Genomic DNA, 25,206 nt, shown 5'->3' on the forward strand with positions numbered 1-25,206 from the left:
GTGTCTTGACCAATGAAAAACTGTGTGCAGCTTTTTGTATTACCCTGATTTCAATTCAGGGATTTTGGGTAATAAGTACTGAAATAAATTCAGTTTTATAAAAAAGGGGAAGCCTAGCTTCCCCCTTGATTTTTATTTTCTAATGCCTAACTCCTTGATAAGCTCACGATATTTTACAATATCTTTCTTTTTCAAGTAATCCAAAAGACTTCGTCTTTTACCTACCAGTCTTACCAATGAACGTTCGGTATTATAATCTTTGTGGTTTTTCTTAAGGTGACCTGTCAAATGGTTGATGCGATGTGTGAACAAAGCAATTTGACCTTCCGTAGAACCTGTGTTCTCCTCTTTACCGCCGTGTTTTTTAAAAATCTCGGCCTTAATCTCTTTCGTTAAATACATTCCAATATTGTTTTTAATGATTTTTATGTATCCGATTGATTTTCAATCAGGGCGCAAAGATAATAATATTTTCGGTTAAAAAAGGTTTTTTATTTACGAACTGGATTGTTCTGAATCAAATCGATATAAAGATTTATTTTTTTCTTTAAATCCCTTCTATGCGTTATAAAATCCAGGAAACCATGTTCTTGAACAAATTCGGCAGTTTGGAAATCCTCAGGTAAATCTTTACCTGTGGCTTCCTTGACTACACGTGGACCTGCAAAAGCGATCAATGCACCGGGTTCTGAAATGTTGATGTCACCCAACATCGCGTACGATGCGGTGGTACCACCGGTCGTTGGATCTGTACACAAAGATATATATGGAAGCTTAGCCTCTGCCAATTGTGCTAATTTCACCGAGGTCTTTGCCATTTGCATCAAAGAAATGGCAGCTTCCATCATTCTGGCGCCACCTGATTTCGAGATCATGACAAAAGGAACTTTCTTCTTAATGGCATAATCGATCCCTCTTGCTATTTTCTCACCAACAACACTTCCCATTGAACCTCCGATAAAGTTGAAGTCCATACAAGAGATGACGATATCCTTTCCTAAGGATTTGCCATACCCCGTACGAACTGCATCTTTAAGACCGGTTTTCTTTTGGGCCGCTTTTAAGCGATCCGTGTACTTTTTGGTATCCGTAAATTTAAGAGGGTCCTTTGCATGTAATTTGGCATCCAATTCGGTGAATTTATTGTCGTCGAAAAGAATTTCGAAATATTCTTTACTACCGATTCGAACATGATAATCATCTTCAGGACTGACGTAATAATTCTTTGCCAATTCTTCGGATTCAACTATCTTACCTGTTGGGGACTTGTACCACAAGCCCTTTGGTGTGTCCTTTTTTTGTTCAGTAGCTGTCTGAATTCCTTTTTCCTTTCTTTTAAACCACAACGACATATCTTCCATATTGGGTTGAACTACTTTTATAAAGTATTTACATTGTTTAAATCTTCGAACGCTTTTTTCAATCGGGCAACAAAGGTTTTTTCCCCTTCACGTAGCCATACCCTTGGGTCATAATATTTTTTGTTTGGCTCATCTGCACCTTCAGGGTTGCCGATCTGGGATTGAAGATAGTCTTTTTTATCTTGAACATAATCCCTAACCCCGGATAAGAATGCATATTGTAAATCGGTATCGATATTCATTTTAATTACACCATAACCGATTGCTTCCCTAATTTCTTCAACTGAAGATCCTGAACCGCCGTGGAAAACGAAGTCGATATGATTGTGTTCAACACCGTATTTTTTGGTGATATATTCTTGGGAGTTCTTAAGGATTTTCGGAGTCAATTTTACGTTACCGGGCTTGTAAACACCATGTACGTTGCCAAAAGCGGCAGCAATCGTAAATCTAGGGCTAACTTTAGAAAGCTCTTCATAAGCGTAAGCTACTTCCTCTGGTTGGGTGTATAGTTTGGAATCGTCAACGTCTGAATTGTCAACACCATCCTCTTCACCTCCGGTAATTCCCAATTCTATCTCCAAGGTCATTCCCATTTTGCTCATTCTTTCAAGGTACCCTTTGCAGATTTCGATATTTTCTTCAATAGGTTCTTCGGAAAGGTCGATCATATGTGAGCTGAACAAAGGTTTTCCAGTTTCGGCAAAATGTTTTTCACTGGCATCTAACATACCATCGATCCAAGGCAATAATTTTTTTGCACAGTGATCGGTATGCAGAATAACGGTAGCACCATATGCTTCGGCCAATTGATGTACGTGTTTTGCTCCGGCAACTGCACCTAGGACAGCAGCACGTTGATTTTCGTTTGATAATCCTTTTCCTGCGTTGAACTGGGCACCACCGTTAGAGAATTGAACGATAACCGGTGAGTTTAACTCTGCTGCGGTCTCCAATACGCCGTTAATGGTGTCAGAACCTATAACGTTAACGCCTGGTATGGCAAATCCTTTTTCCTTTGCATAATTAAAAATTTCCTGAACTTGATCTCCGGTGGCTACACCTGGCTTTATGTTATGGGCCATAATTATATAGTATTTAGATTTCTTAAAAAGTGAAGTGCAAAAGTAATAAATAATTAGGTCTAAAAGGGATAGTTTATGCCTATTTGTAGTACGGAATTTGCAAAATTATAATCCCTGAACCATCTTTTTGAAATTTCTTCGGCAGGGTTATAGGTTTTAAAGCCTAAATCTACACGAATCAAGAAGTATGTAAAATCATATCGAATACCAAAACCGGTACCCAAGGCAATATCGGCCAAGGATTCAATACCGTTGAAAGTTTTGTCTGGGTCATCCTCACTGTCCAAAACGTTCCATATATTTCCCGCATCGGCAAAAATCGCCCCTTTAATGTCACCTACTACAGGGAACCTATATTCCAGGTTCAAGGCCAACTTTAGGTTAGCTTCATTAAAATCATTGGTTTCATCGGTTTTTCCAGGACCAAGGGAATACGGGTTCCATGCCCTGTTGTCATTGGATCCCCCGGCAAAATAACTACGAACAAAGGGAATATTGTCAGAATTGCCATATGGTATGGCGATACCAAAGAAACTTCTAAAGGCCAACACCTTAGATTGCCTTAGGTCCCAATATTTAATATAGTCGAATTCAGTTTTAATGTATTGGGAGAAGGGCACGCTGAAAACCAACCGGTCCCCATCACTGTTTTCGTTGAAAGGAATAATGTTGGTCAATGCTGAAAGGAAGTTTCCGGCACTTTCGACTTTCCAGCGAAACCGATGAAAACTATTGTCGGTAATCCCAGCTTTATTATTCGTGTTGTAGGTATAATTCGTAGCGAAAATCAGGTTGTTTTCCGTAAGTCGGTCCCTTCTTTCTTTAATACCTCTAACATCGTCATAGTCATCACTCGAAGAAGAGATATCGCCATCAATAATTGCGTCTATAAAATCATTGGCTCCATTGGGTATGGTCAATTCGGGGTCATCACTGTCGTCAGAAGTCTCAAAATATGTCGTAAGTTCTGGGTATTCGTCCGCATCATCATAGGAATCGGCAATTTCGTCCAAACTTTCATAGGTGTTTTCGTAAACATAGAAAAACCTATCCGGGTTTACATTTTTCACATATTGTATGTTCAGAAGTTCAATGCTATGTTTCTTAAGGTCGTTGGGAGACCAATTATATCCTAAAATACTATTCAAGGTTTGTTTGTCCAGCCCAATATTTTTCTGGAAACTGGTCCCAAGGGAGAGTCTGGTTTGGGGTAGGGAGTAATTCGGGATTATTTTATTGGTATTGATAAAAGGGAACCATATTCGGGGAATGGTTAGGTTGATGTCTGCGCCAAACTCCAAAAGATTTAAAAAACGGTTATCTGTTGCGGTTATACTTTCATCATTAGACGATCCTACATTCAACCTTCCTGTTAAACTTAGGTTTTCAGCCCCTTTAAAAAGGTTTCTGGCCTGTAATGACGGACTAAAAGCTAAACCGACTTGTTGAATGTTGGAATGGGAAACGTCCAAATCCATACCCAGGGAGTACTTGGGCCGCTCGGTCAAATATATATTGGCCGTAAGCCCAGTTTGTGTACTATCGGTCTCAAAGGCTATTGAGGGGTACTTGAAAACGTTCAGGTTCGTAATTTGTCTATAGGTTCTTGACCGGTTCATTTCCCTATATATACTGTCCTTTTCAAAAAAGATGGCATCGGCCAATGTTTTGGGTTTATACCTTAATTTATCTTTATAATAAATGGTATACCCGTCATAGTCGATAACATTGTTACCTGTTTCTTCGCCATTGAGTATAAAGTCGGTATAAATGTTTATTTTTTTGAACTTTTCTATCTTATATTCAGAAGTAGAGACATTATTGTTGTTTCTAAGTCTTAGGTTGTCAATATTCATATCGACACTCATTTTCTGGTCGTTCCCTGCCTTAGTGGAGTCTCTGGTAATGGCATAATTGATAGAGCTTTCCTGAAAATTTCGTATTCCCGTATTTCTGAAAATCGAGGTCAATCTTTGGCGTTCATTCTCAAAATCAACAAGGTCGAATTGTTCTCCGTCCTTTATTAAAGATTCGGATTTATGTAATTGATAAATGGAATCAATGGTTTTCGAGGATATTTTATTCGTTATACCATCGATCATGTATGGGTTGCCCAGGGTGACCTTATAATCGACTTCCGCTCTTTTGGAGCGTCTAAGTGTATCGATTTCATAGGTGGTATTGTTGTTGAAGTACCCCTTGCTACTGTAATAGGCCTTTAGTCTTTCCAAAGACCTTCTGGTATTGGAGGTGTCTATGATAGAAGGAGGTTCCCCAATGTTTTTAAGCCATTCGCTCAATCCTTTGACCAAAAAAGATTCGCCTAGTCTATCGACTTGTTTTTCGGAAAGTAATCGTACCAACCGGTCCTTTCTTTTTTCTTTTTTATATAACCAATTTTGAAAGGATGAATCTGGATCTTGTTTTGCGAGATTATAGAGGTTCAATCTTAATGGGTAGCCTAATAAAGTGCTGTTAGGATTCTGGATTATAAGGCTATGTATATCCTCATTGTTCACTTTTTCATCATCCGCATAAATATTGTTCTTGGTAAGAAGCAGTTCATTTTCGTCTACCCGCTTCAAGGTATTACATGAGGCAAGTGCTATGGCAAAAAATAATAGGCTTATTTTAGCGCTGGGGTTTTTAATACGAAACACTATTCTCATAGAAATCAAAAATACATTATTTCAATGGTTGGTAAAAGCCAAATAAAGTTTATAAAAAGCTTACAGCAAAAAAAGTACCGAATTCAACATGGAATGTTCGTGGTAGAGGGTATTAAGACGGTTAGGGAGCTTTTGGGCTCCAATTTCGAGGCCCATAAAGTGTATACAATTGACAATGATCTGGTCAGTGCCGAACAAGTAAATGTTGAGTTGGTTTCGGAGGCCGATCTTAAACGTATAAGTAACCTGAAGAACCCGAATAAAGTTCTTGGGGTATTTAAATTTCCCTTGGTAAAACCAATAGAAGAACAAGGATGGATTTTGGCCTTGGATGATGTTCGCGACCCGGGAAATTTGGGAACGATAATTAGGCTTTGTGATTGGTTCGGAGTTAGGCAACTGGTGTGTTCGGAAAATACGGTCGATTGTTTTAACCCAAAAGTATTACAGGCAACGATGGGTTCCATTACCCGGGTCAATATAGTGTATACCGATTTACTCCAATTTATAAAATCTTCCGAACTACCGGTTTATGGTACATTTATGGATGGGGAAAATGTACATGTAACAAAAATGCCCGAAAAAGGGATTTTGGTAATGGGAAATGAGGCGAACGGTATCTCTAAGGAAATCGCAGATTTGGTAAACCATAAAATAACCATTCCACAATTCGGTGGTCAAAAAACGGAGAGTCTTAACGTGGCCACCGCTACTGCCATCTTTTTGAATGAAATAAGAAGATCGGAAAAGTGATGGGGGGATTTGGTGTCAAATCGGCCAGTTGTCTTTTCTGATAATCACCATTACTCAAAAGTGAAGTTGATAAATAATCCTCTGGTTCGAATGCCGTTCAAATTACTTGTCCATGGGCTATCAGGGTCGTTATCGGGAACAAGTTCGTCGGTAATGGCGAAGACACCTCTTATAGACGGTGTAAACTTAAAGTATTCCAAGTAAAAATCTATTCCGAAACCCAATTCATAATTGTAGACCATTTTTTTCATTCGGAACGTACCGGTCGAGTTGTCATCCAAGCTATCCTCGTTACTCCCTAAATTCATGGAAGCTGAAGCGCCTCCGATTAAAAATGGCTTCCAGTTCCCTAATCTTCTGGTGTTGACTTTCAGAAGTAAAGGAAAATTGATGTAGGTAGATTTAACCTCCCTGATCGCATCACTTTCTTCGGTGAACCCCGGAAAACCTAAAGTTCTGGTGTTGTATAATAGTCCCGGTTCAAAACGAACATCCAAGAATTCGTTGATGCGCATTTCGCCAATAAGCCCCACATTGAATCCAAATGATTTATCGACCAAAATGTGTTTGGCATCATTCTTATAATCAAATTTGAAATCGTATTGGTTAAAACCTAAATAATATCCCCAATTTAAGAAAGGTTCATCCTCATTCTCCAAATTTATGATGGGATCCTCATTAAATTGCGCCATTATCGGTTGACTCAGGAAAGTCATTCCGATCAGGATCAATATAAATTTTTTCATAGTTTATTTTGTGGCTATGTAAATAGATGCAACCCCAAAGGTTTGCGGTTTGTTCACTACATCTATAAACCCGATTTTACGTAAAATATTGTTGAACTCTTGTCCATGTGGAAAAACTGAGGCTGATTTACTAAGATACGCATAGGCAGAATCATCTTTCGAGAATATTCTACCTATCTTGGGCAGTATGTATTTTGTGTAAAGACCATACCCTTGCTTGTAAGGTGTTTTGGTAGGGACCGAGGTTTCCAAGATAACGAATGTGCCCTTAGGTTTCAGTACCCGACGAATTTCTTCAAGGCCTTTTTCAAGGGTTTCGAAATTTCTAACCCCGAAAGCGACAGTAACCGCATCAAAAGTATTATCCTCAAAAGGAAGGTTTTCGCTATCGCCCACTATCATTTCAATGGTTTTGGCCAGTTTTTTATCCAGTACTTTTTGCTTGCCTACTTCTAACATTCCTGGAGAAATGTCCAAACCAATAATTTTTTTTGCACCGGTATCGACAAGATTAATGGCCAAGTCCCCTGTTCCTGTTGCTATATCCAATAACATATTCGGTTTTTTCTTCTTCAGGATGGCCACTACCCTTTTACGCCATTTAATATCTATTCCAAATGAAATGACACGGTTCAGTCCGTCATAATTTCCCGAAATTTTATCGAACATTTGGGTTACCTGCTCTTTTTTCCCAAGTTCTGAATCTTGATATGGAGTTACTTTTTTGGTCATTGAAAAAATTTGGGCAAAGATACGATTTAGGTAATAGTTTGGCTTTTATTTTATTATGAAACCGTATAGGTGTTAAACTATTCAACCTTTAAAATGGGGATGAACCTAAAAAAAATGTAATTTTGTCGCGCATTTTATGCATATATTTATTCAATGGGCTGTTTGTTAGGCGTATTACTTCTTAAAATATTTCTATTTGAAAAGCAATTAAGATATGATGTTCTTAACTGTGAAATCAATACATGTAATCAATGAAAATTATTATTGCCGGTGCAGGTGAAGTGGGTTTTCACTTAGCTAAATTACTCTCCTACGAATCTCAGAACATAACGCTGATAGATACGGAGAAAGAGAGTTTAATGTATGCTGATAACCATCTGGATATTAAGGTGTTGAGGGGTGATGCTACGTCGATTTCATTATTGCAGGAAGCAGAGGTTCATCAATCTGAATTGGTTATAGGCGTTACTTCTTCGGAAACGACCAATATTACTTTTTGTATGTTGGCCAAACAGTTAGGATGCAAACGAACCATCGCAAGGATTTCGAATACTGAGTTTATCCATAATAAAGACCTTATTCGTTTTACCGAATTGGGAATAGATGAGTTGATATCCCCGGAACAGCTAGCTGCTTCGGAGATTCAATTGTTATTGAATAAGTCGGCTTTTAATGATACCTATGAGTTTGAGGGGGGCGAATTGATCATGATTGGGGTCTCTTTACAGAAAAAGGCACCCTTTGTAGGTAAAATGGTCAAGGAAGCGGCCCAAATATTCCCAGAGCTTCATTTTATGCCAATTGCCCTACAACGATTGGGTACACAGTTTACGGTAATTCCCCGAGGGGATACTGTCTTCAAGGAAGGTGATCAAGTGTATTTCATTACAACTCCGGAGGGCGTTGATGAATTGTATAAACTGACCAATAAAAAGAAAGAAGAAATCAGGAACGTGATGATACTTGGCGGTAGCAAGGTTGGTTTTAAAACGGCAAGGGACTTGTGTGCCAAGAAGTTCAATGTTAAAGTTATAGAAAAGAACAAGGAAAAGGCTTTTGATCTCGCCGATGACCTGCCCAATGCACTTGTTATTAATGGGGATGGTAGAAATGTTGAGTTGTTGGAAGAAGAAAGTTTGGATTCTATGGATGCCTTTGTGGCCGTAACAGGTAACTCGGAAACCAATATCATGTCCTGTCTGGTTGCCAAATCCAAAAACATTAAGAAAACCATAGCTTTGGTTGAGAATATGGATTATTTTCAGCTTTCGCACTCAATTGGTATCGATACATTAATCAATAAAAAACTATTGGCCGCGAACCATATTTTCAGGCATATTCGAAAAGGGGAGGTCGTTGAGCTTATGAGACTGAACAATATCAATTCCGAAATTCTTGAATTCGAGGTAAAACCATCTTCGAGGGTGGCCGGAAAGGTAATACGGGAAATTGATTTTCCCCGTGAAGCTACTATCGGAGGTATTGTAAGAAACGGGAAAGGGATCATTGCCCTTGGAGGGTTCAAGATAATGGCAGGTGATAGGGTAGTGGTTTGTAGTCTTCCTGAGGCTATACCTAAAATTGAACGTTTATTCCTTTAATATGTCGTTGAATTCCAAAATTATTTTCCATTTAATGGGGCTACTGTTGCTCTTTAATGGTCTTTTTATGCTCTTTGCTGCCATAATGAGTGGGGTGTATAAGGATGGGGCAACTTTGGATATTGCCTTGGCATCGATTACATCTATGTTCGTTGGTACCACGGCTATGTACTTTACCAGAAATCACAAGAAGGAGGTAAAACGAAAAGAAGGGTACATTATCGTAACCTTTGGTTGGATCGTAATGTCGATTTCCGGAATGTTGCCTTACTTGTTCTCAGGAGCTATACCTGATGTTACCAATGCTTTTTTCGAGACCATATCGGGTTATACCACAACAGGGGCTACGATTTTGGATGATATCGAGGTCTTGCCGGAAGGTATTCTTGTTTGGCGGAGCCTAACCCATTGGATCGGGGGAATGGGAATCATTGTATTGGCGATAGCCATACTTCCGTTATTGGGTATTGGGGGCATGCAGTTGTTCGCGGCCGAAGCACCCGGCCCAAGTGCTGATAAACTGCACCCTAGAATTACCGATACCGCGAAACGCTTGTGGTATATTTATGTTGGGTATACCATCGCGGAAACCATCTTGTTGAAATTGGCCGGAATGTCGTTTTTCGATGCTTTGAACCATTCCTTGGCCACCCTGTCCACCGGCGGGTTTTCAACCAAAAATGCTAGTTTGGCCTATTGGAACAATGAGCCGCTAATACAATATATTGTTATTTTCTTTATGTTTTTGGCAGGAAGCAACTTTGTACTTAGCTATTTTGCATTTAAGGGAAAGGTGCAGCGAGTCCTTAGGGATGAAGAATTCAAATTCTATTTCGGTTTTATAGTATTGTTTTCAATAGTTGTTGCCTTAGTGGTTTATTTTAAGGCCAATATTCCGGTTTCCGAGTATCATCCTATGCCTTATGGAGAAGCGGAAAGTTCTTTTAGGCACGCTCTTTTCCAAGTGGTTTCCGTCATTACCACAACTGGTTTCGTTACGGCGGATTTCACGAACTGGACCCCATTTGTAAAAGTTTTCTTTTTTGGTTTGTTTTTCCTTGGTGGTTCCGCAGGATCAACTGCCGGTGGTATAAAAGTAATGCGACACCTTTTGATTATAAAGAACGGTTTGCTGGAGTTTAAGAGAACCTTGCATTCCAATGCGGTAATTCCCGTACGCTATAACAACAAGACGGTGAGGGAGCATATCGTTTATAATGTAATCGCATTTTTTGTGTTGTATATGTTATTGTTCATCATTGGTTCCTTGGGATTGAGTTTCTTGGGGTTGGATTTTGAATCATCTGTGGGTGGCGCGGCTTCATCATTGGGTAATGTAGGTCCTGCTTTGGGGTCACTACACCCTCTAAGTAATTTTAACGGATTACCGATGTTGGGAAAATGGTGGTGCGGTTTTCTAATGCTTTTAGGAAGATTGGAACTTTTTACCGTACTGATTATCTTGACTCCGTATTTTTGGAAAGACGTATAAAAAAACAACCCGCATTAGCGGGTTGTTTTTTTGTAGATATATTGATTGTATTTCTATAAGACCGCTTTTATTCTTGAGATAGCTTCCTTTAATTCGTCTTCTGAAGCGGCATAAGATATTCGAATACAGTTAGGGTTACCAAAAGCGGCACCGGTTACTGTGGCGACATTCGCATTTTCCAATAAATAAAGTGCAAAATCCGATGCATCGTTGATTTTAGTACCGTTCAAGGTTTTTCCAAAGAAACTGGAAATATCAGGGAATACATAAAAGGCCCCTTCAGGAACATTGAGGTTGAAACCTTCTATTTCCCCTAATAGTCCAAGAACCAAATCTCTTCGTTTATGAAACTCATCGATCATAAACTGTATTTTACTCACTGGTGCTTCCAAAGCGGTAATCGTAGCTCTTTGGGCAATGGCATTGGCGCCACTGGTGTTCTGACCTTGAAATTTAGTACAGGCCTTGGCGATCCATTCGGGAGCTCCGATATATCCAATACGCCATCCGGTCATTGCAAATGCCTTGGAAACCCCATTTACTGTTATGGTACGGTCGTACATACCTTCAATGCCTGCAATACTTACATGGCCACCCCTAAAGTTGATATGTTCGTAGATTTCATCCGATACCACATAAATATTTGGATGTTTCTTAAGAACTTCAGCCAATCCTTTGAGCTCTTCCTCACTGTACACAGAACCACTAGGGTTACAAGGCGAGCTGAACCACATCATTTTGGTTTTGGGCGTAATGGCAGCCTCAAGTTGTTCGGGCGTCATTTTAAAATCGGTGTCTATACTGGTAGGTACTTCCACTGGTACGCCTTCGGCAAGTTTCACGATATCGCTGTAACTGACCCAATAAGGTGCCGGTAAAACAACTTCGTCCCCTTTATTCAACATTATCATGGCTATATTCGCCAAGGATTGTTTGGCCCCTGTGGATACAACGATTTGGTTTAGCCCATACTCAAGATTATTGTCCCGTTTGAATTTGTTGGATATGGCTTGTTTTAAGTCAGCATAACCGTCGACCGGTGAATAACTGCTGTAATTCTCGTCAATTGCCTTTTTTGCTGCATCTTTGATAAAATCGGGAATGTTAAAGTCGGGCTCACCCAAACTCAATCCAATAATATCCTTGCCTTGGCCTCTTAATTCCCTGGCTTTTGCAGCCATCGCCAATGTGGCCGATGTGGCCATATTGTTAATTCTGTCTGATAAATGGTTGTTCATCTAATGTATAAATTTACTGTATCTGTAAGTTGGGGTTTCTTCCCAACTCCCTCAGGTGTTTGAAATGCGAAATTATAGCTTTTCTAGTAGTTTTATATTCATTATAAGGCAAATTGAACTCTTTTGCAGTTTGTTTAACAATTTTCGAAATATTTGTGTAATGTATATGACTGATATTCGGAAAAATATGGTGCTCAACCTGATGGTTAAGTCCGCCGGTAAACCAGTTCACGATACGGTTTTTGGTTCCAAAATTAACCGTAGTGAACAATTGATGAATGGCCCAAGTGTTTTTCATAGTGCCATTTTCATCGGGCAATGGGGTTTCCGCTTCATCAACGACATGTGCCAATTGGAAAACCACACTCAATATTACACCGGCCACGTAATGCATAACAAAAAATCCAATCAGGATTTTCCACCAAGCAATATCCAAAATAAGCATGGGTAATACGATCCAAATGGTTACATAAATGGTCTTGGTAATGACCAAGGTACTCCAGTTGATCACCGGATTCGGGAACTTTCCAAAAGAAAGTTTACGTTTCATATATCGGTACATTTGCTGAAAGTCGGTGGTAATGGCCCAGTTGAAGGTCAATAGACCGTAAAGGAAAATGGAATAGTAGTGTTGAAATTTGTGGTATTTATGCCATTCCGCATGTTTGGAAAATCGTAAGATGCGTCCTGCTTCAAGATCTTCATCATGTTCGTGGATGTTGGTGTATGTATGGTGTAGAACATTATGTTGAACCTGCCAGTTATAGACATTTCCGGCAAGGATGTATATACTACCTCCCATAATTTTATTGATCCATTTTTTTGAAGAATACGATCCATGATTTCCATCGTGCATAACATTCATTCCTACTCCGGCCATTCCGGTTCCCATAACAACGGTCAATAGTAAGTTGGCCCAATTGGGAAGCCCTAATGTCAATATTAAAAAATAAGGTGTAAGGAACATAGCGAACATGACCAATGTTTTTAGATGTAATCGCCAGTCGCCGGTTTTTTTCTTATGGTTTTCCTTGAAATATTCGTTTACTCTCTTGTTTAAAGTTTTGAAAAATTGGGTGGAATCTTTTCTTGAGAATCGCAATGTTTTTGTATCCATTTGTTGTAAGCTTTTCGTAAATATAAGGCAATGATAATAGATTAATTATAATCTTTTGGTTAATTAGGAATTCTTTAAGTACTATTTTTGCCAAATACAAAGATAAGCATGAAAGCTGAGATAGTATTTAAATATTTTCCCAATTTATCTGATAATCAGCAACATCAGTTTGTGCAATTGGAAGAATTGTATAAAGATTGGAACCTAAAGATCAATGTGGTATCCCGGAAGGATATCGAAGAATTATACTTGCGGCATGTACTACATTCATTGGGTATTGCTAAAGTTCAATCGTTTAAACCCGGTAGTGAAATATTGGATGTTGGCACCGGTGGGGGGTTCCCGGGAATCCCTTTGGCCATTCTTTTTCCAGAATCAAAATTTACACTGGTAGATTCGATTGGAAAGAAGATCAAAGTCGTTGAAGAGGTCGTTGAGGGTCTCCAATTGCAGAACGTAACGCCTATTAACAGTAGGGTTGAGGAATTGAACGCCCAATTCGATTTTATTGTGAGTAGGGCCGTTGCCGCTATGCCGACCTTTGTTCATTGGGTAAAAGGACGCATAAAGAAAGAATCCGTACACGAAAGGCGTAACGGTATCCTTTATTTAAAAGGTGGTGATTTATCAGAGGAGCTGAAAGACTACAGAAATGCAGAGATATTTGAATTGTCCGATTATTTTACCGAAGAATTCTATGATACGAAGAAGGTGGTATACTTACCTATGAAGTTTAAAGGCTGATTTTTTAAATCGATAACATGGAGTTGAAAGAATAACGGCAATTTTCCGCATATTTTTTCATGTATCGTTGTACTCTACTTAAATAAGAGAACATGTTTTCTGTAGAGGTTGCTGTATTGTTATTATCTCTCTTCATAATTCCATTTTTAAGTTAGATCGCATTGAAAATGCTATTAATTTACAATTACTTAACGTTAAATTTACATACAAATTGTCCTAGTTCCAAATAAATGTTATAAAAACATTTTTAATTAACTGATATACTGATGATTATAAAATGTGTTTTGGTGATTTAAGGTATTGTAGCCTTTTTTTAAATTTTTCGGTTTCTTCCCTTCGAAAGATGGGAAACGGGAATAAAAAAAATCCCTTACTGATTTTACTGGTAAGGGATTTTTTGTTGATATAATTATAGGGTGTTATCCCAAAAATGGATATCTATAGTCTTCTGGGGTCACAAAGGTTTCTTTGATCAGTCTAGGTGAGACCCATCGAAGTAGATTTTGGGCAGAACCTGCTTTATCGTTCGTACCTGATGCGCGGGCACCTCCAAAAGGTTGCTGGCCAACAACTGCCCCTGTTGGTTTGTCGTTTATGTAAAAGTTTCCGGCGCAATTTTGCAGGGCTTTCGTTGCTTCTTCAATAGCGTAACGGTCTTTTGATAGAACGGCACCTGTTAAGGCATACTCAGAGGTGTTATCAATTAACTCCAATGTTTCTGACCAATCATTATCGTCATAGACGTACACGGTTACGACAGGGCCGAACAATTCGGTTTCCATGGTTGTGTAATGTGGGTCAGTAGTCAGTATTACCGTAGGTTCTATAAAGTAACCTTTTGATTTGTCATAATTGCCCCCAACGACGATTTCCGCTTCTTTGTCCTTTTTGGCTTGGTCAATATATTTCGCCAACTTATCGAACGAGCCTTCATGTATTACCGCGGTAATAAAGTTGGTCATATCTTCAGGAGAACCGGGTTTGTTGAAAGTATTCACATCTTTTTTTACCAATTCCAAAATTTCCTTCGATGTTGATTTTGGAAGATATACCCTAGAGGCCGCACTACATTTTTGGCCTTGGAATTCAAATGCTCCTCGTGTAATTGCCGTTGCAACTTGTTGGGGTTTTGCTGTCGGATGGGCGAGGATAAAGTCCTTACCACCTGTTTCACCTACGATTCTTGGGTAGGTTTTATAAGTGTGGATGTTGTTTCCGATCTGTTTCCATAATTCTTTGAAAACATAGGTGGATCCCGTAAAATGAAGTCCGGAGAAATCAGGACTGTCGATTATTGTTTTTGAGATCATGACAGGGTCGCCATATACCATATTAATGACACCGTCAGGTACACCGGCTTCCTTGAATACATCCATCACAACTTTAGCCGAAAAAATTTGACTATCACTAGGTTTCCAAACGACAACGTTACCCATCATGGCGGCACTTGCCGGTAAATTACCCGCAATAGCCGTAAAATTGAATGGTGTTATGGCATAAACGAATCCCTCTAATGGTCGATATTCAACACGGTTCCAAATACCTTCGGCAGAATCTGGTTGTTCCTCATAGATTTGGGACATATATTCCACATTGAACCTAAGAAAATCAATAAGCTCGCAAGCTGCGTCGATTTCCGCTTGGTGTATAGTTTTTGATTGGGCGATCATAGTGGCGGCGTTGATCTTTGCCCTGTAAGGCCCGGCAATCAATTCTGCGGCTTTTAAGAATATTGCCGCTCTTTGCTCCCAAGTAAGGTCGGCCCATGCTTTACGTGAAGCCAACGCATTTTTTATGGCCTTTTCAACATGTTGTTTTTCTGCCAAATGATATTGGCCAACAATATGCTTATGATCATGTGGTGGGGAAATAGTTCTGGTCTTCCCTGTTTTGATTTCTAAGTCGCCTATGTAAAATGGAATATCCTCGTTTCCGTTATAATATGTTTTATACTGTTCCAGTACTTCTTTTCTTTCCGGACTTCCGGGAGAATAACTTTTGATCGGCTCATTAATGGCCGTTGGAACCTGAAAAAAACCTTTACCCATAGTTGTATTTTTTAAATTGAAAACTGCCCAAAGGTACTTATTTGGGAATGGATAAAAAACTAAATATTCTGTAAAAAGAGAATCAATTCAAGGCAAAAGGTGCGCTGAATTTAAAAGTGGGTATGTAAACCCTGAACTCTTCGGAAGATTCTAGGTTCATCATGTTGTAATGTCCTTTCATGGCTCCGATGGTCGAGGCCAATAAACATCCTGAATTGTATGTGTGCGACTCTCCTGGTTTTATTACTGGTTTTTCGCCGATGACTCCTTCGCCATCCAATATTTCGATCTCATTCAAGGAATCGTAGATTTGCCAATGGCGGGAATTCAATTGAACAAGGTCCTTGCTTTGGTTTTCAATGGTAATGGTATACCCGAAAGCGAAATGCATTTTGTAATTTTTGAAGAACGTACCTTCAAAACTTGTGTTCACTGATATTTTTATGCCTTTCGTTACTTGTGTTATCGTCCTCATTCTAATATGTTATTAAGCTCCCAGTGAACAGTAGAATTACTGAAATGCCAGCTAAAATAAAAAAAATAGTGTTCAAAAAAAGATATTTAACTATTGTTTTAAGAGTTCCTTGTTCGTAGAATCTTTTCATTGCCATAAAGAGATAGACGGAAAAAATGGTAATAAAGATCCCGTTGCTGTCCACCTTAAAAACAGAGTCTACCAAGAAACTAATAATGAGCAAGATAAATAACAAAGACTGATTATGAAAGCTAAAGATGAGATGATCGGTATAAGTATATTTTTTTCTGATGTAAACCAGCCAAATGAAGATGGCAAATAGCGGTAAAAAGAAAAAAGTTGCGAAAGGCAGTTTTGAAATCAGCTCGTTCAAAAAGCTTCCTGGTTGCTTGGAAAACTTGCTTACGCTCTTGGCCGTATTGAAAACGATCTTGTTTTCATTGGTGTCCTCAATATCGTATTCATCCAATAACTTGCTGTACGATTTTACCTCTTTTTGATTGATAAGGAGGCTGATGACTTTATACTTTCCGGAAAAACGATTCCCAAAAGTACTGTCCTGGTAGGTGTTGAAACTACTCGTTGGGTGGCTCAGAATAATAGAGTCCCTTTTCTTTATCCGTTCGGAGATCTTAAGGATATTGTCCGCTATTTTCAAAGAATCCATTACTTGTGACAACTCGTTTTGTTGTTCGTTGTCCCCAAAATTTAAATTAAGGGTTCCGTTGTCACCAATGAACGAAGAGGCTTTTTCGTCAATGGCATAGTCGTCCAACTGCGAAAAATCGCTATTAAAACTTATGGCTAAAAAATAGATGATGGCCAAACTCAATAAAAACCGGAACGGATTGGTATAGGATACCCTTTTGCCGTTAACATAATCCTTTGTTATTCTTCCTGGTCGGCATAAAAGGGCAGAGAGGGTTTTTAGGAGTTTAGAGTCGTATGAAATGACACTTGCGAAAAATTCATCGAAAAAATCACGAAGGGTCAACTTCTTAACACTGTTCGCTTGTGAGCAGTTAGGACAGAACTTGTCACTAAGTTCAAGTGGGTGCCCGCAATTTTTACAGGTGGTTCCCCTGTATTTAAGTTCGTCTCTTTTTTTTGTAAAAGAAATCAGTTTATTGCCCATATTCAACACTCAAGTTGATAAATATACATCAATTGCTGATATTTTGGGAATTGGTAGACCCCACTCCTATAATGCTATCAAAGATATCCCCGAAGTTACGGTAGTAAACCAAGATGAGGTAGGTGTTTTCCGTAACATGAAAATTACCCGACATAGGATTCAGGTCAACGGTTTCATCATCCCGTTCAACAACATATTTGTAGTTATAGAATCCTTGTTTCAACTTTAAAATGCCCTCCATCATACCATTGTTCTCGTTATAGGTCATTTTATTTTCAGGGGTCAATGCATAATTATTGAATTTACCGTAGATATACACATTGTCCAATCCAACGACAGGGTTATAGGGTACGCTGAAATGAACCTCGGTGTATTCGGCCTCTCGTGATGAATCATCCCCTTGTAGGGCACGAACAACGAAATCGCCATTAATGTCCGGGTAGTAAGTGTAAGGTTTGTCTGCCCTGAACGTATCGGGAAAAAGGTAATGCTGGTATAGATCGCCGATTTCAATATGTGATATTTCCGAACTTGATACCCTAAGGTCCTTTGTGTCGAAATTCAAATATTCGTTCCCTCCAAAAAAAGCGGTTTCCTGATCGTATTTATAAACAAGTTCAGTGCCCATGGTAAATTGTGGGGCTATGTTGAACAATGCCGTTGGCCAATGGTAGTTTTGAAGGATGGCCACTTTGACTTCATTTTTAGGGTTGACCAATTTAAAGCTACCGGGATTTAAATTAAACTGAACTACCTGTTTTTCATTGAGGAAAGTAAAATCCCTTGAACGTTTTATGACCCCACTTACGGTAACAAGGTCTTTGTAGACTACGAACTTTCTTGAGAACTGCAGGTCGTTGCCACTATTGTATACTTCTAGGATAAAATTGCCGCTGACCTTTACCCCCACATTTTCATTGGGTATGGTCAATTTGTAATTGGAATACGGTTGTAATGTTGTGTAGCTGTTTTCATAGTCCAGGATACGTTGGTTGTCTATGCCTTTTAGATATTGGGATTTTAATAGCCTAGAAGGTTTCCAGTCATAATCACAATGAATTATTTTATAGTAATAATCCTGTTCATTGGCCAATAAGTCGTCAAATTCCAAAAAAATGGATTCGCCGATTTGAACAACAGGGAACTGGTCATCGTTTTCCCCTTTGAAAATGATCGATTTTATGTTCTCGGGAGGATTGACTTCCTCCATGGTTTGGCCGAACATAAATGGGGTAATTAGCAGTAGTATGGATCGTTTAAGAAAAAGCTGCATTAGTCAATGTATTTTATGGTAAAGGTAAACAAAAACCATACCTAGCAAATTTACATCGATGAATTGCCCAAATTTATAGGAGATAATTATGATTACTTTCCATTAAATGCTATTTTTGCCCGAAATTTTGTTAACCTAAGGTCTACAATTTATGTCTAAAGACATCAGAATACGAAAGGGCTTAAACATTAACTTGGTCGGTGCTGCCGAACAAACTACAGCCAAGGCGGTTTTAAGCAACGTTTATGCCATACACCTGGAAGATTTTCACGGAATAACACCCAAAATGCTGGTAAAACAAGGTGCTGAGGTTAAAGCTGGCGAACCTTTGTTCTACAATAAAGCGAATGAGGTGATGTTGTTCGTATCCCCGGTTAGTGGTGAGTTAGTTGAGATTGAACGTGGGGCAAGGCGAAAAATACTTTCTCTTAAGATACTTGCCGATAAAACACAGGCAATCGTTGAACACGGAACTTTTGATGCCGGGAAGGCAAGCTCAGCCGAGGTTAAGGCACATTTGTTAAAAACAGGATGTTGGCCGTTTATTAAGCAAAGACCTTACGATATCATAGCGAATCCTGATGCGAACCCAAAGTCGATTTTCATTTCAGGTTATACTACGGCCCCTTTGGCTGCTGATAGTGACTATGTTTTAAAAGGTAAGGAAAAAGAGCTGCAGGCTGCCATTACTGCATTGGGTAAATTAACCCCGGGAAAAGTGCATGTTTCGGTTGGGGCAAGTTCAAATTCGCCATTGGCAGGATTGAACGGTATAGAATTACATAAAGTTTCAGGTCCGCACCCTGCAGGGTTGGTGGGTACCCAGATAAATAAATTGGACCCTATCAACAAGGGTGAAGTTGTTTGGACGGTTTCGCCACAGGATCTGGTTATGATCGGGGAGCTGCTTTTGACCGGAAAGTTCAATGCGGAGCGTATCGTTGCGCTTGGTGGCTCGTCTGTAAAGTCCCCAAAATACTACACAACGAAAATAGGGGCGGAGATCTCTACTTTCTTATATAGTAGTGGAGTGAACAATGATAATTTTAGGGTAATCAACGGCGATGTATTGACAGGTGCCAAAAGTAAACCGGACGGGCATTTAGGATATTACAACAACACCGTAACCGCCATTCCTGAAGGAGACGATTATGAGATGTTCGGATGGGCGCTACCTGTTTTCAATAAGGTGTCCACTACAAGGGCATTGACATTCTCATGGTTAAACCCTAAAAAGAAATATGATCTAAATACCAATACCAATGGTGAGCATCGGGCATTTGTCGTAACGGGGCAATATGAAGAAGTTTTCCCATTGGATATTTTTCCTATGCAATTGCTTAAGGCGTGCATGATCAAAGATCTTGATGAAATGGAACAACTGGGGCTTTACGAAGTGGCTCCGGAAGATTTTGCTTTAACTGAATTTATTTGCATTTCCAAGCAGCCCCATCAGAAAATCATTCGTGAGGGATTGGATTTATTATATAAAGAAATAGGCTAAGAGATGAGTGATAAAAGACTGACCTTTAAAAAAAGACTGCACATACTAAAGCATCATTACAGGGATAAGAAGATGGCACCTGCGTTCAACGCGATTCATACGTTCTTGTTCTCTCCGGATGATACAACACATTCAGGTGCCCACGTGCGTGGTGCGGATGATTTGAAGCGAACTATGAATATGGTGATCATGGCATTGATTCCAGTGTTGCTTTTTTCAATGTTCAATGCTGGGTATCAATATTATGCGGCAATTGACGCTGCCAATAATGTGCCACGTGAATTATCGGTTTGGGGCAATTTCCTGACCTGGGATAATTTTTGGATAGGAATCATCAAGGTTCTACCATTGGTGGTTGTTTCTTACGGCGTAGGTTTATTGGTTGAATTTATTTTTGCGGTCATCAAGGGCCATGAAGTTGAAGAAGGGTATTTGGTTACCGGGATGCTGGTTCCTTTGATCGTTCCTATTGATACACCGTTATGGATGTTGGCTGTTGCCGTTATATTCGGTGTGGTTATAGGGAAAGAAGTTTTTGGAGGTACCGGAATGAACATTTTAAATCCGGCATTGACTATACGTGCCTTTTTGTTTTTCGCATATCCCACATGGATGAGTGGAGACAAGGTCTGGGTATACCAAGCGGTTGAAAGAACCGGGACTGCGGATGCTATTTCCGGTGAAACGGTATTAGGGGCTTTGGCCCAAAACAATCTTGCTGAACTAAATTATTCCATATCCGATATGTTCTTTGGTTTTATACCGGGATCAGTAGGGGAGACCTCAACATTCTTGATTCTTTTAGGAGGGTTGTTCTTGATATTTAGTAAAATAGCAAGTTGGCGTATAATGTTGAGTGCCGTTATAGGTTCTTTGGTTATGGGTTACATTTTTAACCTTGTAGTTGATTTTGGAATCATTTCCGAAGCCAGTAATTTCTACGGTTTAATGAGTTTTGAATATTGGAAACATTTATTGGTAGGTGGCCTGGCCTTTGGTATTGTCTATATGGCTACCGACCCGGTTACGGGTTCACAAACCAATAAAGGAAAATGGATCTATGGTTTCTTGATTGGTTTTATGTCAGTTATGATACGCGTTTTCAATCCGGCATATCCAGAAGGGGTGTTCTTGGCCATTTTATTGATGAACGTATTTGCTCCGACCATTGATCACTATGTGGTTAAAGCCAATATCAACAAACGTTTAAAACGATTTAAGAACGCTACCATTTTACCAAAGGATTCAGATGGAAAAGCGGAAGAACTAAAAGCAGAAACAGTTTAGTCATGGCAATTAATACAGAAAAGAACAGTTACACGGTAATTTTTGCAGCCATAATGGTTGTTATCGTCGGTACGATTTTGGCCTATTTATCCTCTTCCTTGAGTGGAAAGATCGATGAGAATAAACGCTTGGAAAAGCAACAGAACATTCTTTATGCCATGGGGGTCAATGAGAATGTCGGCGAAGGTAGTGTTAGCTTTGTACCTACGGATAAGGTTGCCGGTGAGTTTTCAAAATATATCAAAGAACAATTGATTATAGAAGGGGACAAGATAACCAAAGATGATCAGGCTTATTTGATAGACCTTAAAAAACAAGCAACTGCTGCCAAAGAAGGTAAAACAAGGAAATTACCTTTGTTCATTGGCGATAAAGACGGAAAGACTTTCTATATCATACCAATGCGCGGAAAAGGACTTTGGGATGCCATTTGGGGATTCGTAGCCTTAGATGACCAAATGGTAGTACAAGGGGTTTATTTTGATCATGCAGGTGAAACACCTGGTCTAGGAGCCAATATTAAGCAACGTTATTTCATGGATGATTTTGCTGGGGAAACCATTTTGAATGGTACTAAATATGCGGGCATTGCCGTGGCAAAGGGTAATAATGATCCTTTGAACGAAACCAAGGACGATAATGAAGTCGATGCACTTGCCGGGGCTACGATCACAGGTAATGGAGTATCTGCAATGATCAGTGAAAGTGTAAATCTTTATAAGGACTATTTAGAAACGATTAGAGTTAAATAATATGGCACTACTTTCAAAAAAAGATGCGAATTTAATTAAGGACCCGTTAGCGGATAATAACCCTATTACCATTCAGGTATTGGGTATCTGTTCTGCCTTGGCAATTACGGCTGAGTTAAAGGCTTCGGTTGTAATGGCTATTTCAGTTCTCTTTGTATTGGGCATAGGTAACGTGGTTATATCCTTAATGCGAAATATCATTCCATCAAAAATAAGGATCATTGTACAGCTTATCGTAGTTGCCACTTTGGTGATTATAGTAGATCAGGTTTTAAAGGCTTTTGCTTATGAATTAAGTAAGACGCTTTCGGTATTTGTCGGGTTGATCATTACCAACTGTATCATTATGGGACGTTTCGAGGCTTTTGCACTTGGTAATGGACCATGGAGGTCTTTTCTAGATGGTATAGGAAATGCCCTTGGTTATGGTATTATTTTGGTAATCGTAGGTTTCTTTAGGGAACTTTTAGGTTCAGGTACTTTATTTGGTTTTCCTGTATTGGGTAACCCGATCAACAAAACCGGACTATATGCCTTTGGTTATGAAAACAACGGATTCATGATTATTCCTCCAGCGGCATTGATCGTTGTGGGTATTATTATCTGGGTACAACGTTCTAGGAACAAAGCGTTAATAGAAGACAACTAATAAGTTTAAAAAAATAATATCATGTTAGAGCATATAGAATTATTTTTTAGATCCATATTCATCGATAATATGGTGTTTGCAGTATTCTTGGGAATGTGTTCCTATTTGGCTGTATCGAAAAAAGTGGCAACTGCAGTAGGTTTGGGAGCTGCCGTTATTTTTGTATTGGCCGTTACTGTGCCTATGAACTGGTTATTGGATCAGTATTTACTTCGCGATGGGGCTTTGGCCTGGTTGGGACCTGAATATGCGGATTATAACCTAAGCTTTTTATCCTTTATCCTTTTTATCGCTACTATAGCGACCATGGTACAATTGGTGGAAATCGTAGTTGAGAAATTCTCACCTTCATTATATAACTCATTGGGTATCTTTTTGCCATTGATTGCCGTTAACTGTGCAATTTTAGGTGGTTCATTGTTTATGCAGTCTAGGGAGATCGCTACATTGGGATTGGCATTTAATTACGGTGTCAGTTCTGGTATAGGGTGGTTCTTGGCCATCTTGGCGATTGCTGCAATACGTGAAAAGATCAGGTATTCAAATGTTCCTGCCCCACTGAGGGGATTGGGGATAACCTTTATTATTACCGGTTTAATGGGTATCGGTTTCCAGAGTTTTGGTGGTATGTTGACCGGTGGTAGCGAAGAAGAGGCCGCTGTTGAGGAAACAACGACTGCTGCTAAAACCGAAGAAGTAGGGAAAAAAGAAAATAAAAAGGAGATCGATGAAAAAGAGATCTCATATAATGACGCTATAAACAAGTAAAAATGATTTTAGCTACAAGTACAGGCGGAACAATTCTTATTACGGTAATCTCGTTCCTTATTCTATTATTGGCTTTGGTCGCAATCCTATTGTTTGCCAAGCAAAAACTTTCACCTTCAGGACCGGTAACCATTACCATTAATGGGGAGAAAAAAATTGAAGTTGGATCCGGTGGATCTTTACTTTCAACACTTGGTAATCAAAAAATATTCCTTCCTTCAGCATGTGGTGGGGGGGGTACCTGTATACAATGTGAGTGCCATGTCCTGTCCGGTGGTGGGGAAGCCTTGCCAACGGAAACACCTCATTTCTCGAAAAGGGAATTGAATGAAGGTGCGCGATTGGCCTGTCAGGTAAAAGTTAAGCAGGATATGGAAATTACCATTCCTGAAGAGGTTTTCGGTATTAAGAAGTGGGAAGGTACCGTGGTACGTAATTATAACGTTGCTTCTTTTATCAAGGAATTCGTTGTCGAGATTCCTGAAGATATGAATTATAAAGCCGGAGGTTATATCCAGATAGAGATTCCACAATGTGAGATCAAATATTCGGATATTGATATTACGGCACACCCAGAGGAACATGAGACTCCGGATAAATTCCAGGCAGAATGGGACAAATTCAACCTATGGCCATTAGTGATGAAAAATCCAGAGACCGTAGAAAGGGCCTATTCAATGGCTTCTTACCCAGCGGAAGGTCGTGAGATCATGCTGAACGTAAGGATCGCCACACCACCATGGGATCGTTCAGCCAATGGTTGGATGAATGTGAATCCTGGTATTGCTTCTTCCTATATTTTCTCAAGAAAACCTGGTGATAAGGTTATTATATCAGGACCTTACGGTGAGTTCTTTATCAATGAATCCGATGCCGAAATGTTATATGTAGGTGGTGGAGCAGGTATGGCACCGATGCGTTCACATTTATATCACCTTTTCAAAACCCTTAAAACCGACCGTAAAGTTACCTATTGGTATGGTGGTCGTTCCAAAAGGGAATTGTTCTACCTAGAGCATTTTTATGAGTTGGAAAGGGAATTCCCTAATTTCAAATTCTATTTGGCACTTTCCGAACCTATGGAAGAGGACAATTGGAAAGTAAAAGCTGATATTGATGCACCTGGGGATGGTTTTGTAGGGTTTATCCATAATTGTGTTATAGACAATTACTTAAGCAAGCACGAGTCTCCAGAGGATATAGAATTATATTTCTGTGGTCCTCCGTTGATGAACAAGGCTGTTCAGAAAATGGGTGAGGATTTCGGTATCCCAGATGAGAATATCAGATTTGATGATTTTGGAGGATAATGTCCATAATCTTTGAATCTTAAAAATAAAACCCGAACCTGACAGTTTCCAAAAGCTGTCAGGTTTTTTTAATTTAACCGGTATATTCATGAAAGCTCTTACTGCACAAGAATTACATAATCTGGCGATGAACATCGTGGGACGGCAGCTCGAAGCTGAGGGTTATGAATTTATGGGCGTCAACAGTAAACCTAAAAAGAACCCCCAATTTGTATGTTTAAAAAATAAGGAATTGCATTTTGTCGTGGTACGCAATGTGGTTTTTCCTGAAGACCCAAAAATTTATGACTTGGGTTTAATGCAAAACATGAAAGACCATGCCGAGAAGCATAAAGCAAAGGTCTATTATGCAGGTGTAGGTTTGTATAACGCGTCAGACCGCAGTTTACCTGTATACTTAAATGAGGAATATTTAGTTGAATATGATGGACTTATTGAAATTTAGTAGTTTGGGACCGCAAAGAACA

Annotated in this window: 24 protein-coding genes; 11 read left to right on the plus strand and 13 right to left on the minus strand. The window is 39.3% G+C overall.

Features of this window, described 5'->3' with window-relative positions; genetic code table 11:
- Window positions 1–132 precede the first annotated feature (132 nt).
- The 4 genes from rpsO to R3X28_RS17375 all read right to left on the minus strand — a co-directional run bounded on the left by rpsO (window position 133) and on the right by R3X28_RS17375 (window position 5,115).
- Window positions 133–402, minus strand: coding sequence for a 30S ribosomal protein S15 (gene rpsO, locus R3X28_RS17360; RefSeq protein WP_154368895.1), 270 nt, complete (start codon window positions 400–402; stop codon window positions 133–135).
- A gap of 89 nt (window positions 403–491) precedes the next feature.
- A complete protein-coding gene (gene accD / locus R3X28_RS17365; RefSeq protein WP_154368893.1) occupies window positions 492–1,352 on the minus strand; it encodes an acetyl-CoA carboxylase, carboxyltransferase subunit beta in 861 nt (286 codons plus the stop codon).
- A gap of 26 nt (window positions 1,353–1,378) precedes the next feature.
- Complete coding sequence (gene fbaA, locus R3X28_RS17370; protein ID WP_154368891.1) at window positions 1,379–2,446, minus strand: class II fructose-bisphosphate aldolase; 1,068 nt, start codon at window positions 2,444–2,446, stop codon at window positions 1,379–1,381.
- Between the two features lie 59 nt (window positions 2,447–2,505).
- Window positions 2,506–5,115, minus strand: coding sequence for a BamA/TamA family outer membrane protein (locus R3X28_RS17375; RefSeq protein ID WP_317666020.1), 2,610 nt, complete (start codon window positions 5,113–5,115; stop codon window positions 2,506–2,508).
- 24 nt (window positions 5,116–5,139) lie between these two features.
- Here R3X28_RS17375 and R3X28_RS17380 point away from each other — a divergent pair, with 24 nt between their 5' ends.
- Complete coding sequence (locus tag R3X28_RS17380) at window positions 5,140–5,868, plus strand: RNA methyltransferase (protein WP_317666021.1); 729 nt, start codon at window positions 5,140–5,142, stop codon at window positions 5,866–5,868.
- 50 nt (window positions 5,869–5,918) lie between these two features.
- Here R3X28_RS17380 and R3X28_RS17385 read toward each other — a convergent pair whose 3' ends face one another.
- Both R3X28_RS17385 and ubiE read right to left on the minus strand, forming a co-directional pair.
- The gene (locus R3X28_RS17385) at window positions 5,919–6,614 is read right to left on the minus strand and encodes a porin family protein (RefSeq protein ID WP_154368887.1); all 696 of its coding nucleotides are present in this window, start codon (window positions 6,612–6,614) and stop codon (window positions 5,919–5,921) included.
- 3 nt (window positions 6,615–6,617) lie between these two features.
- Complete coding sequence (gene ubiE, locus R3X28_RS17390; RefSeq protein ID WP_317666023.1) at window positions 6,618–7,346, minus strand: bifunctional demethylmenaquinone methyltransferase/2-methoxy-6-polyprenyl-1,4-benzoquinol methylase UbiE; 729 nt, start codon at window positions 7,344–7,346, stop codon at window positions 6,618–6,620.
- Window positions 7,347–7,597: 251 nt separating this feature from the next.
- Between ubiE and trkA the strand changes: the two genes are divergently transcribed.
- A complete protein-coding gene (gene trkA / locus R3X28_RS17395) occupies window positions 7,598–8,947 on the plus strand; it encodes a Trk system potassium transporter TrkA (RefSeq protein ID WP_154368883.1) in 1,350 nt (449 codons plus the stop codon).
- Between the two features lies 1 nt (window position 8,948).
- On the plus strand, window positions 8,949–10,439 hold the full coding sequence (locus R3X28_RS17400; protein ID WP_317666025.1) for a TrkH family potassium uptake protein: 1,491 nt from the start codon (window positions 8,949–8,951) through the stop codon (window positions 10,437–10,439).
- A 53-nt stretch (window positions 10,440–10,492) separates the two neighbouring features.
- Here R3X28_RS17400 and R3X28_RS17405 read toward each other — a convergent pair whose 3' ends face one another.
- Together R3X28_RS17405 and R3X28_RS17410 are read right to left on the minus strand one after the other, a co-directional pair.
- A complete protein-coding gene (locus tag R3X28_RS17405) occupies window positions 10,493–11,677 on the minus strand; it encodes a pyridoxal phosphate-dependent aminotransferase (RefSeq protein ID WP_317666027.1) in 1,185 nt (394 codons plus the stop codon).
- A 13-nt stretch (window positions 11,678–11,690) separates the two neighbouring features.
- Entirely contained in the window at window positions 11,691–12,794 is a 1,104-nt protein-coding gene (locus tag R3X28_RS17410; RefSeq protein ID WP_317666028.1) for an acyl-CoA desaturase, read from the minus strand.
- A 108-nt stretch (window positions 12,795–12,902) separates the two neighbouring features.
- Between R3X28_RS17410 and rsmG the strand changes: the two genes are divergently transcribed.
- Window positions 12,903–13,538 carry a 16S rRNA (guanine(527)-N(7))-methyltransferase RsmG gene (gene rsmG, locus R3X28_RS17415; protein WP_317666029.1) on the plus strand — a complete coding sequence of 212 codons (636 nt, stop codon included), beginning with the start codon at window positions 12,903–12,905 and terminating at the stop codon, window positions 13,536–13,538.
- Window positions 13,539–13,542: 4 nt separating this feature from the next.
- Here the strand turns inward: rsmG and R3X28_RS17420 are convergent, their stop codons facing one another.
- The 5 genes from R3X28_RS17420 to R3X28_RS17440 all read right to left on the minus strand — a co-directional run bounded on the left by R3X28_RS17420 (window position 13,543) and on the right by R3X28_RS17440 (window position 18,469).
- Window positions 13,543–13,674 carry a hypothetical protein gene (locus R3X28_RS17420; RefSeq protein ID WP_281351271.1) on the minus strand — a complete coding sequence of 44 codons (132 nt, stop codon included), beginning with the start codon at window positions 13,672–13,674 and terminating at the stop codon, window positions 13,543–13,545.
- A 283-nt stretch (window positions 13,675–13,957) separates the two neighbouring features.
- A complete protein-coding gene (gene pruA / locus R3X28_RS17425; RefSeq protein ID WP_317666031.1) occupies window positions 13,958–15,586 on the minus strand; it encodes an L-glutamate gamma-semialdehyde dehydrogenase in 1,629 nt (542 codons plus the stop codon).
- An 82-nt stretch (window positions 15,587–15,668) separates the two neighbouring features.
- The gene (gene apaG / locus R3X28_RS17430) at window positions 15,669–16,061 is read right to left on the minus strand and encodes a Co2+/Mg2+ efflux protein ApaG (protein WP_154368871.1); all 393 of its coding nucleotides are present in this window, start codon (window positions 16,059–16,061) and stop codon (window positions 15,669–15,671) included.
- Between the two features lies 1 nt (window position 16,062).
- Window positions 16,063–17,196: a DUF3667 domain-containing protein gene (locus R3X28_RS17435; protein ID WP_154368869.1), complete on the minus strand. Its 1,134-nt coding sequence runs from the start codon at window positions 17,194–17,196 to the stop codon at window positions 16,063–16,065.
- Window positions 17,197–17,224: 28 nt separating this feature from the next.
- The gene (locus R3X28_RS17440) at window positions 17,225–18,469 is read right to left on the minus strand and encodes a DUF5103 domain-containing protein (protein WP_317666035.1); all 1,245 of its coding nucleotides are present in this window, start codon (window positions 18,467–18,469) and stop codon (window positions 17,225–17,227) included.
- 151 nt (window positions 18,470–18,620) lie between these two features.
- On the opposite strand from R3X28_RS17440, the gene R3X28_RS17445 reads away from it, so the two are divergent.
- From R3X28_RS17445 to R3X28_RS17475, 7 genes are all read left to right on the plus strand, one after another.
- On the plus strand, window positions 18,621–19,973 hold the full coding sequence (locus R3X28_RS17445; RefSeq protein ID WP_154368865.1) for a Na(+)-translocating NADH-quinone reductase subunit A: 1,353 nt from the start codon (window positions 18,621–18,623) through the stop codon (window positions 19,971–19,973).
- A 3-nt stretch (window positions 19,974–19,976) separates the two neighbouring features.
- Window positions 19,977–21,260: an NADH:ubiquinone reductase (Na(+)-transporting) subunit B gene (locus R3X28_RS17450; protein WP_154368863.1), complete on the plus strand. Its 1,284-nt coding sequence runs from the start codon at window positions 19,977–19,979 to the stop codon at window positions 21,258–21,260.
- Window positions 21,261–21,262: 2 nt separating this feature from the next.
- Window positions 21,263–22,012: a Na(+)-translocating NADH-quinone reductase subunit C gene (locus tag R3X28_RS17455; RefSeq protein ID WP_317666038.1), complete on the plus strand. Its 750-nt coding sequence runs from the start codon at window positions 21,263–21,265 to the stop codon at window positions 22,010–22,012.
- 1 nt (window position 22,013) lies between these two features.
- Complete coding sequence (locus R3X28_RS17460) at window positions 22,014–22,661, plus strand: NADH:ubiquinone reductase (Na(+)-transporting) subunit D (RefSeq protein ID WP_154368859.1); 648 nt, start codon at window positions 22,014–22,016, stop codon at window positions 22,659–22,661.
- A 21-nt stretch (window positions 22,662–22,682) separates the two neighbouring features.
- Window positions 22,683–23,429, plus strand: coding sequence for an NADH:ubiquinone reductase (Na(+)-transporting) subunit E (nqrE, locus tag R3X28_RS17465; RefSeq protein WP_154368857.1), 747 nt, complete (start codon window positions 22,683–22,685; stop codon window positions 23,427–23,429).
- Window positions 23,430–23,431: 2 nt separating this feature from the next.
- Window positions 23,432–24,739 carry an NADH:ubiquinone reductase (Na(+)-transporting) subunit F gene (gene nqrF, locus R3X28_RS17470; protein WP_154368855.1) on the plus strand — a complete coding sequence of 436 codons (1,308 nt, stop codon included), beginning with the start codon at window positions 23,432–23,434 and terminating at the stop codon, window positions 24,737–24,739.
- A gap of 88 nt (window positions 24,740–24,827) precedes the next feature.
- Window positions 24,828–25,184 (plus strand): Na(+)-translocating NADH-quinone reductase subunit F, encoded by a 357-nt coding sequence (locus tag R3X28_RS17475; RefSeq protein WP_154368853.1) that lies wholly within the window; start codon window positions 24,828–24,830, stop codon window positions 25,182–25,184.
- The last annotated feature ends 22 nt before the right edge of the window (window positions 25,185–25,206 follow it).

It is taken from the genome of Maribacter sp. TH_r10 (genome assembly GCF_033101095.1).
Lineage (GTDB): Bacteria > Bacteroidota > Bacteroidia > Flavobacteriales > Flavobacteriaceae > Maribacter_A > Maribacter_A luteus.

What these genes read in the sequence shown, in the direction of transcription:
- R3X28_RS17420 (WP_281351271.1), bottom strand. Translation starts at nt 13,674, where the DNA reads ATGAAGAGAGATAATAACAATACAGCAACCTCTACAGAAAACATGTTC.
- R3X28_RS17385 (WP_154368887.1), bottom strand. Translation starts at nt 6,614, where the DNA reads ATGAAAAAATTTATATTGATCCTGATCGGAATGACTTTCCTGAGTCAA.
- R3X28_RS17380 (WP_317666021.1), top strand. Translation starts at nt 5,140, where the DNA reads ATGGTTGGTAAAAGCCAAATAAAGTTTATAAAAAGCTTACAGCAAAAA.
- apaG (WP_154368871.1), bottom strand. Translation starts at nt 16,061, where the DNA reads ATGAGGACGATAACACAAGTAACGAAAGGCATAAAAATATCAGTGAAC.
- nqrF (WP_154368855.1), top strand. Translation starts at nt 23,432, where the DNA reads ATGATTTTAGCTACAAGTACAGGCGGAACAATTCTTATTACGGTAATC.
- ubiE (WP_317666023.1), bottom strand. Translation starts at nt 7,346, where the DNA reads ATGACCAAAAAAGTAACTCCATATCAAGATTCAGAACTTGGGAAAAAA.
- trkA (WP_154368883.1), top strand. Translation starts at nt 7,598, where the DNA reads ATGAAAATTATTATTGCCGGTGCAGGTGAAGTGGGTTTTCACTTAGCT.
- rsmG (WP_317666029.1), top strand. Translation starts at nt 12,903, where the DNA reads ATGAAAGCTGAGATAGTATTTAAATATTTTCCCAATTTATCTGATAAT.
- R3X28_RS17400 (WP_317666025.1), top strand. Translation starts at nt 8,949, where the DNA reads ATGTCGTTGAATTCCAAAATTATTTTCCATTTAATGGGGCTACTGTTG.
- R3X28_RS17455 (WP_317666038.1), top strand. Translation starts at nt 21,263, where the DNA reads ATGGCAATTAATACAGAAAAGAACAGTTACACGGTAATTTTTGCAGCC.
- R3X28_RS17375 (WP_317666020.1), bottom strand. Translation starts at nt 5,115, where the DNA reads ATGAGAATAGTGTTTCGTATTAAAAACCCCAGCGCTAAAATAAGCCTA.
- nqrE (WP_154368857.1), top strand. Translation starts at nt 22,683, where the DNA reads ATGTTAGAGCATATAGAATTATTTTTTAGATCCATATTCATCGATAAT.
- R3X28_RS17445 (WP_154368865.1), top strand. Translation starts at nt 18,621, where the DNA reads ATGTCTAAAGACATCAGAATACGAAAGGGCTTAAACATTAACTTGGTC.
- R3X28_RS17475 (WP_154368853.1), top strand. Translation starts at nt 24,828, where the DNA reads ATGAAAGCTCTTACTGCACAAGAATTACATAATCTGGCGATGAACATC.
- pruA (WP_317666031.1), bottom strand. Translation starts at nt 15,586, where the DNA reads ATGGGTAAAGGTTTTTTTCAGGTTCCAACGGCCATTAATGAGCCGATC.
- rpsO (WP_154368895.1), bottom strand. Translation starts at nt 402, where the DNA reads ATGTATTTAACGAAAGAGATTAAGGCCGAGATTTTTAAAAAACACGGC.
- R3X28_RS17405 (WP_317666027.1), bottom strand. Translation starts at nt 11,677, where the DNA reads ATGAACAACCATTTATCAGACAGAATTAACAATATGGCCACATCGGCC.
- accD (WP_154368893.1), bottom strand. Translation starts at nt 1,352, where the DNA reads ATGTCGTTGTGGTTTAAAAGAAAGGAAAAAGGAATTCAGACAGCTACT.
- R3X28_RS17460 (WP_154368859.1), top strand. Translation starts at nt 22,014, where the DNA reads ATGGCACTACTTTCAAAAAAAGATGCGAATTTAATTAAGGACCCGTTA.
- R3X28_RS17435 (WP_154368869.1), bottom strand. Translation starts at nt 17,196, where the DNA reads ATGGGCAATAAACTGATTTCTTTTACAAAAAAAAGAGACGAACTTAAA.
- fbaA (WP_154368891.1), bottom strand. Translation starts at nt 2,446, where the DNA reads ATGGCCCATAACATAAAGCCAGGTGTAGCCACCGGAGATCAAGTTCAG.
- R3X28_RS17450 (WP_154368863.1), top strand. Translation starts at nt 19,977, where the DNA reads ATGAGTGATAAAAGACTGACCTTTAAAAAAAGACTGCACATACTAAAG.
- R3X28_RS17410 (WP_317666028.1), bottom strand. Translation starts at nt 12,794, where the DNA reads ATGGATACAAAAACATTGCGATTCTCAAGAAAAGATTCCACCCAATTT.
- R3X28_RS17440 (WP_317666035.1), bottom strand. Translation starts at nt 18,469, where the DNA reads ATGCAGCTTTTTCTTAAACGATCCATACTACTGCTAATTACCCCATTT.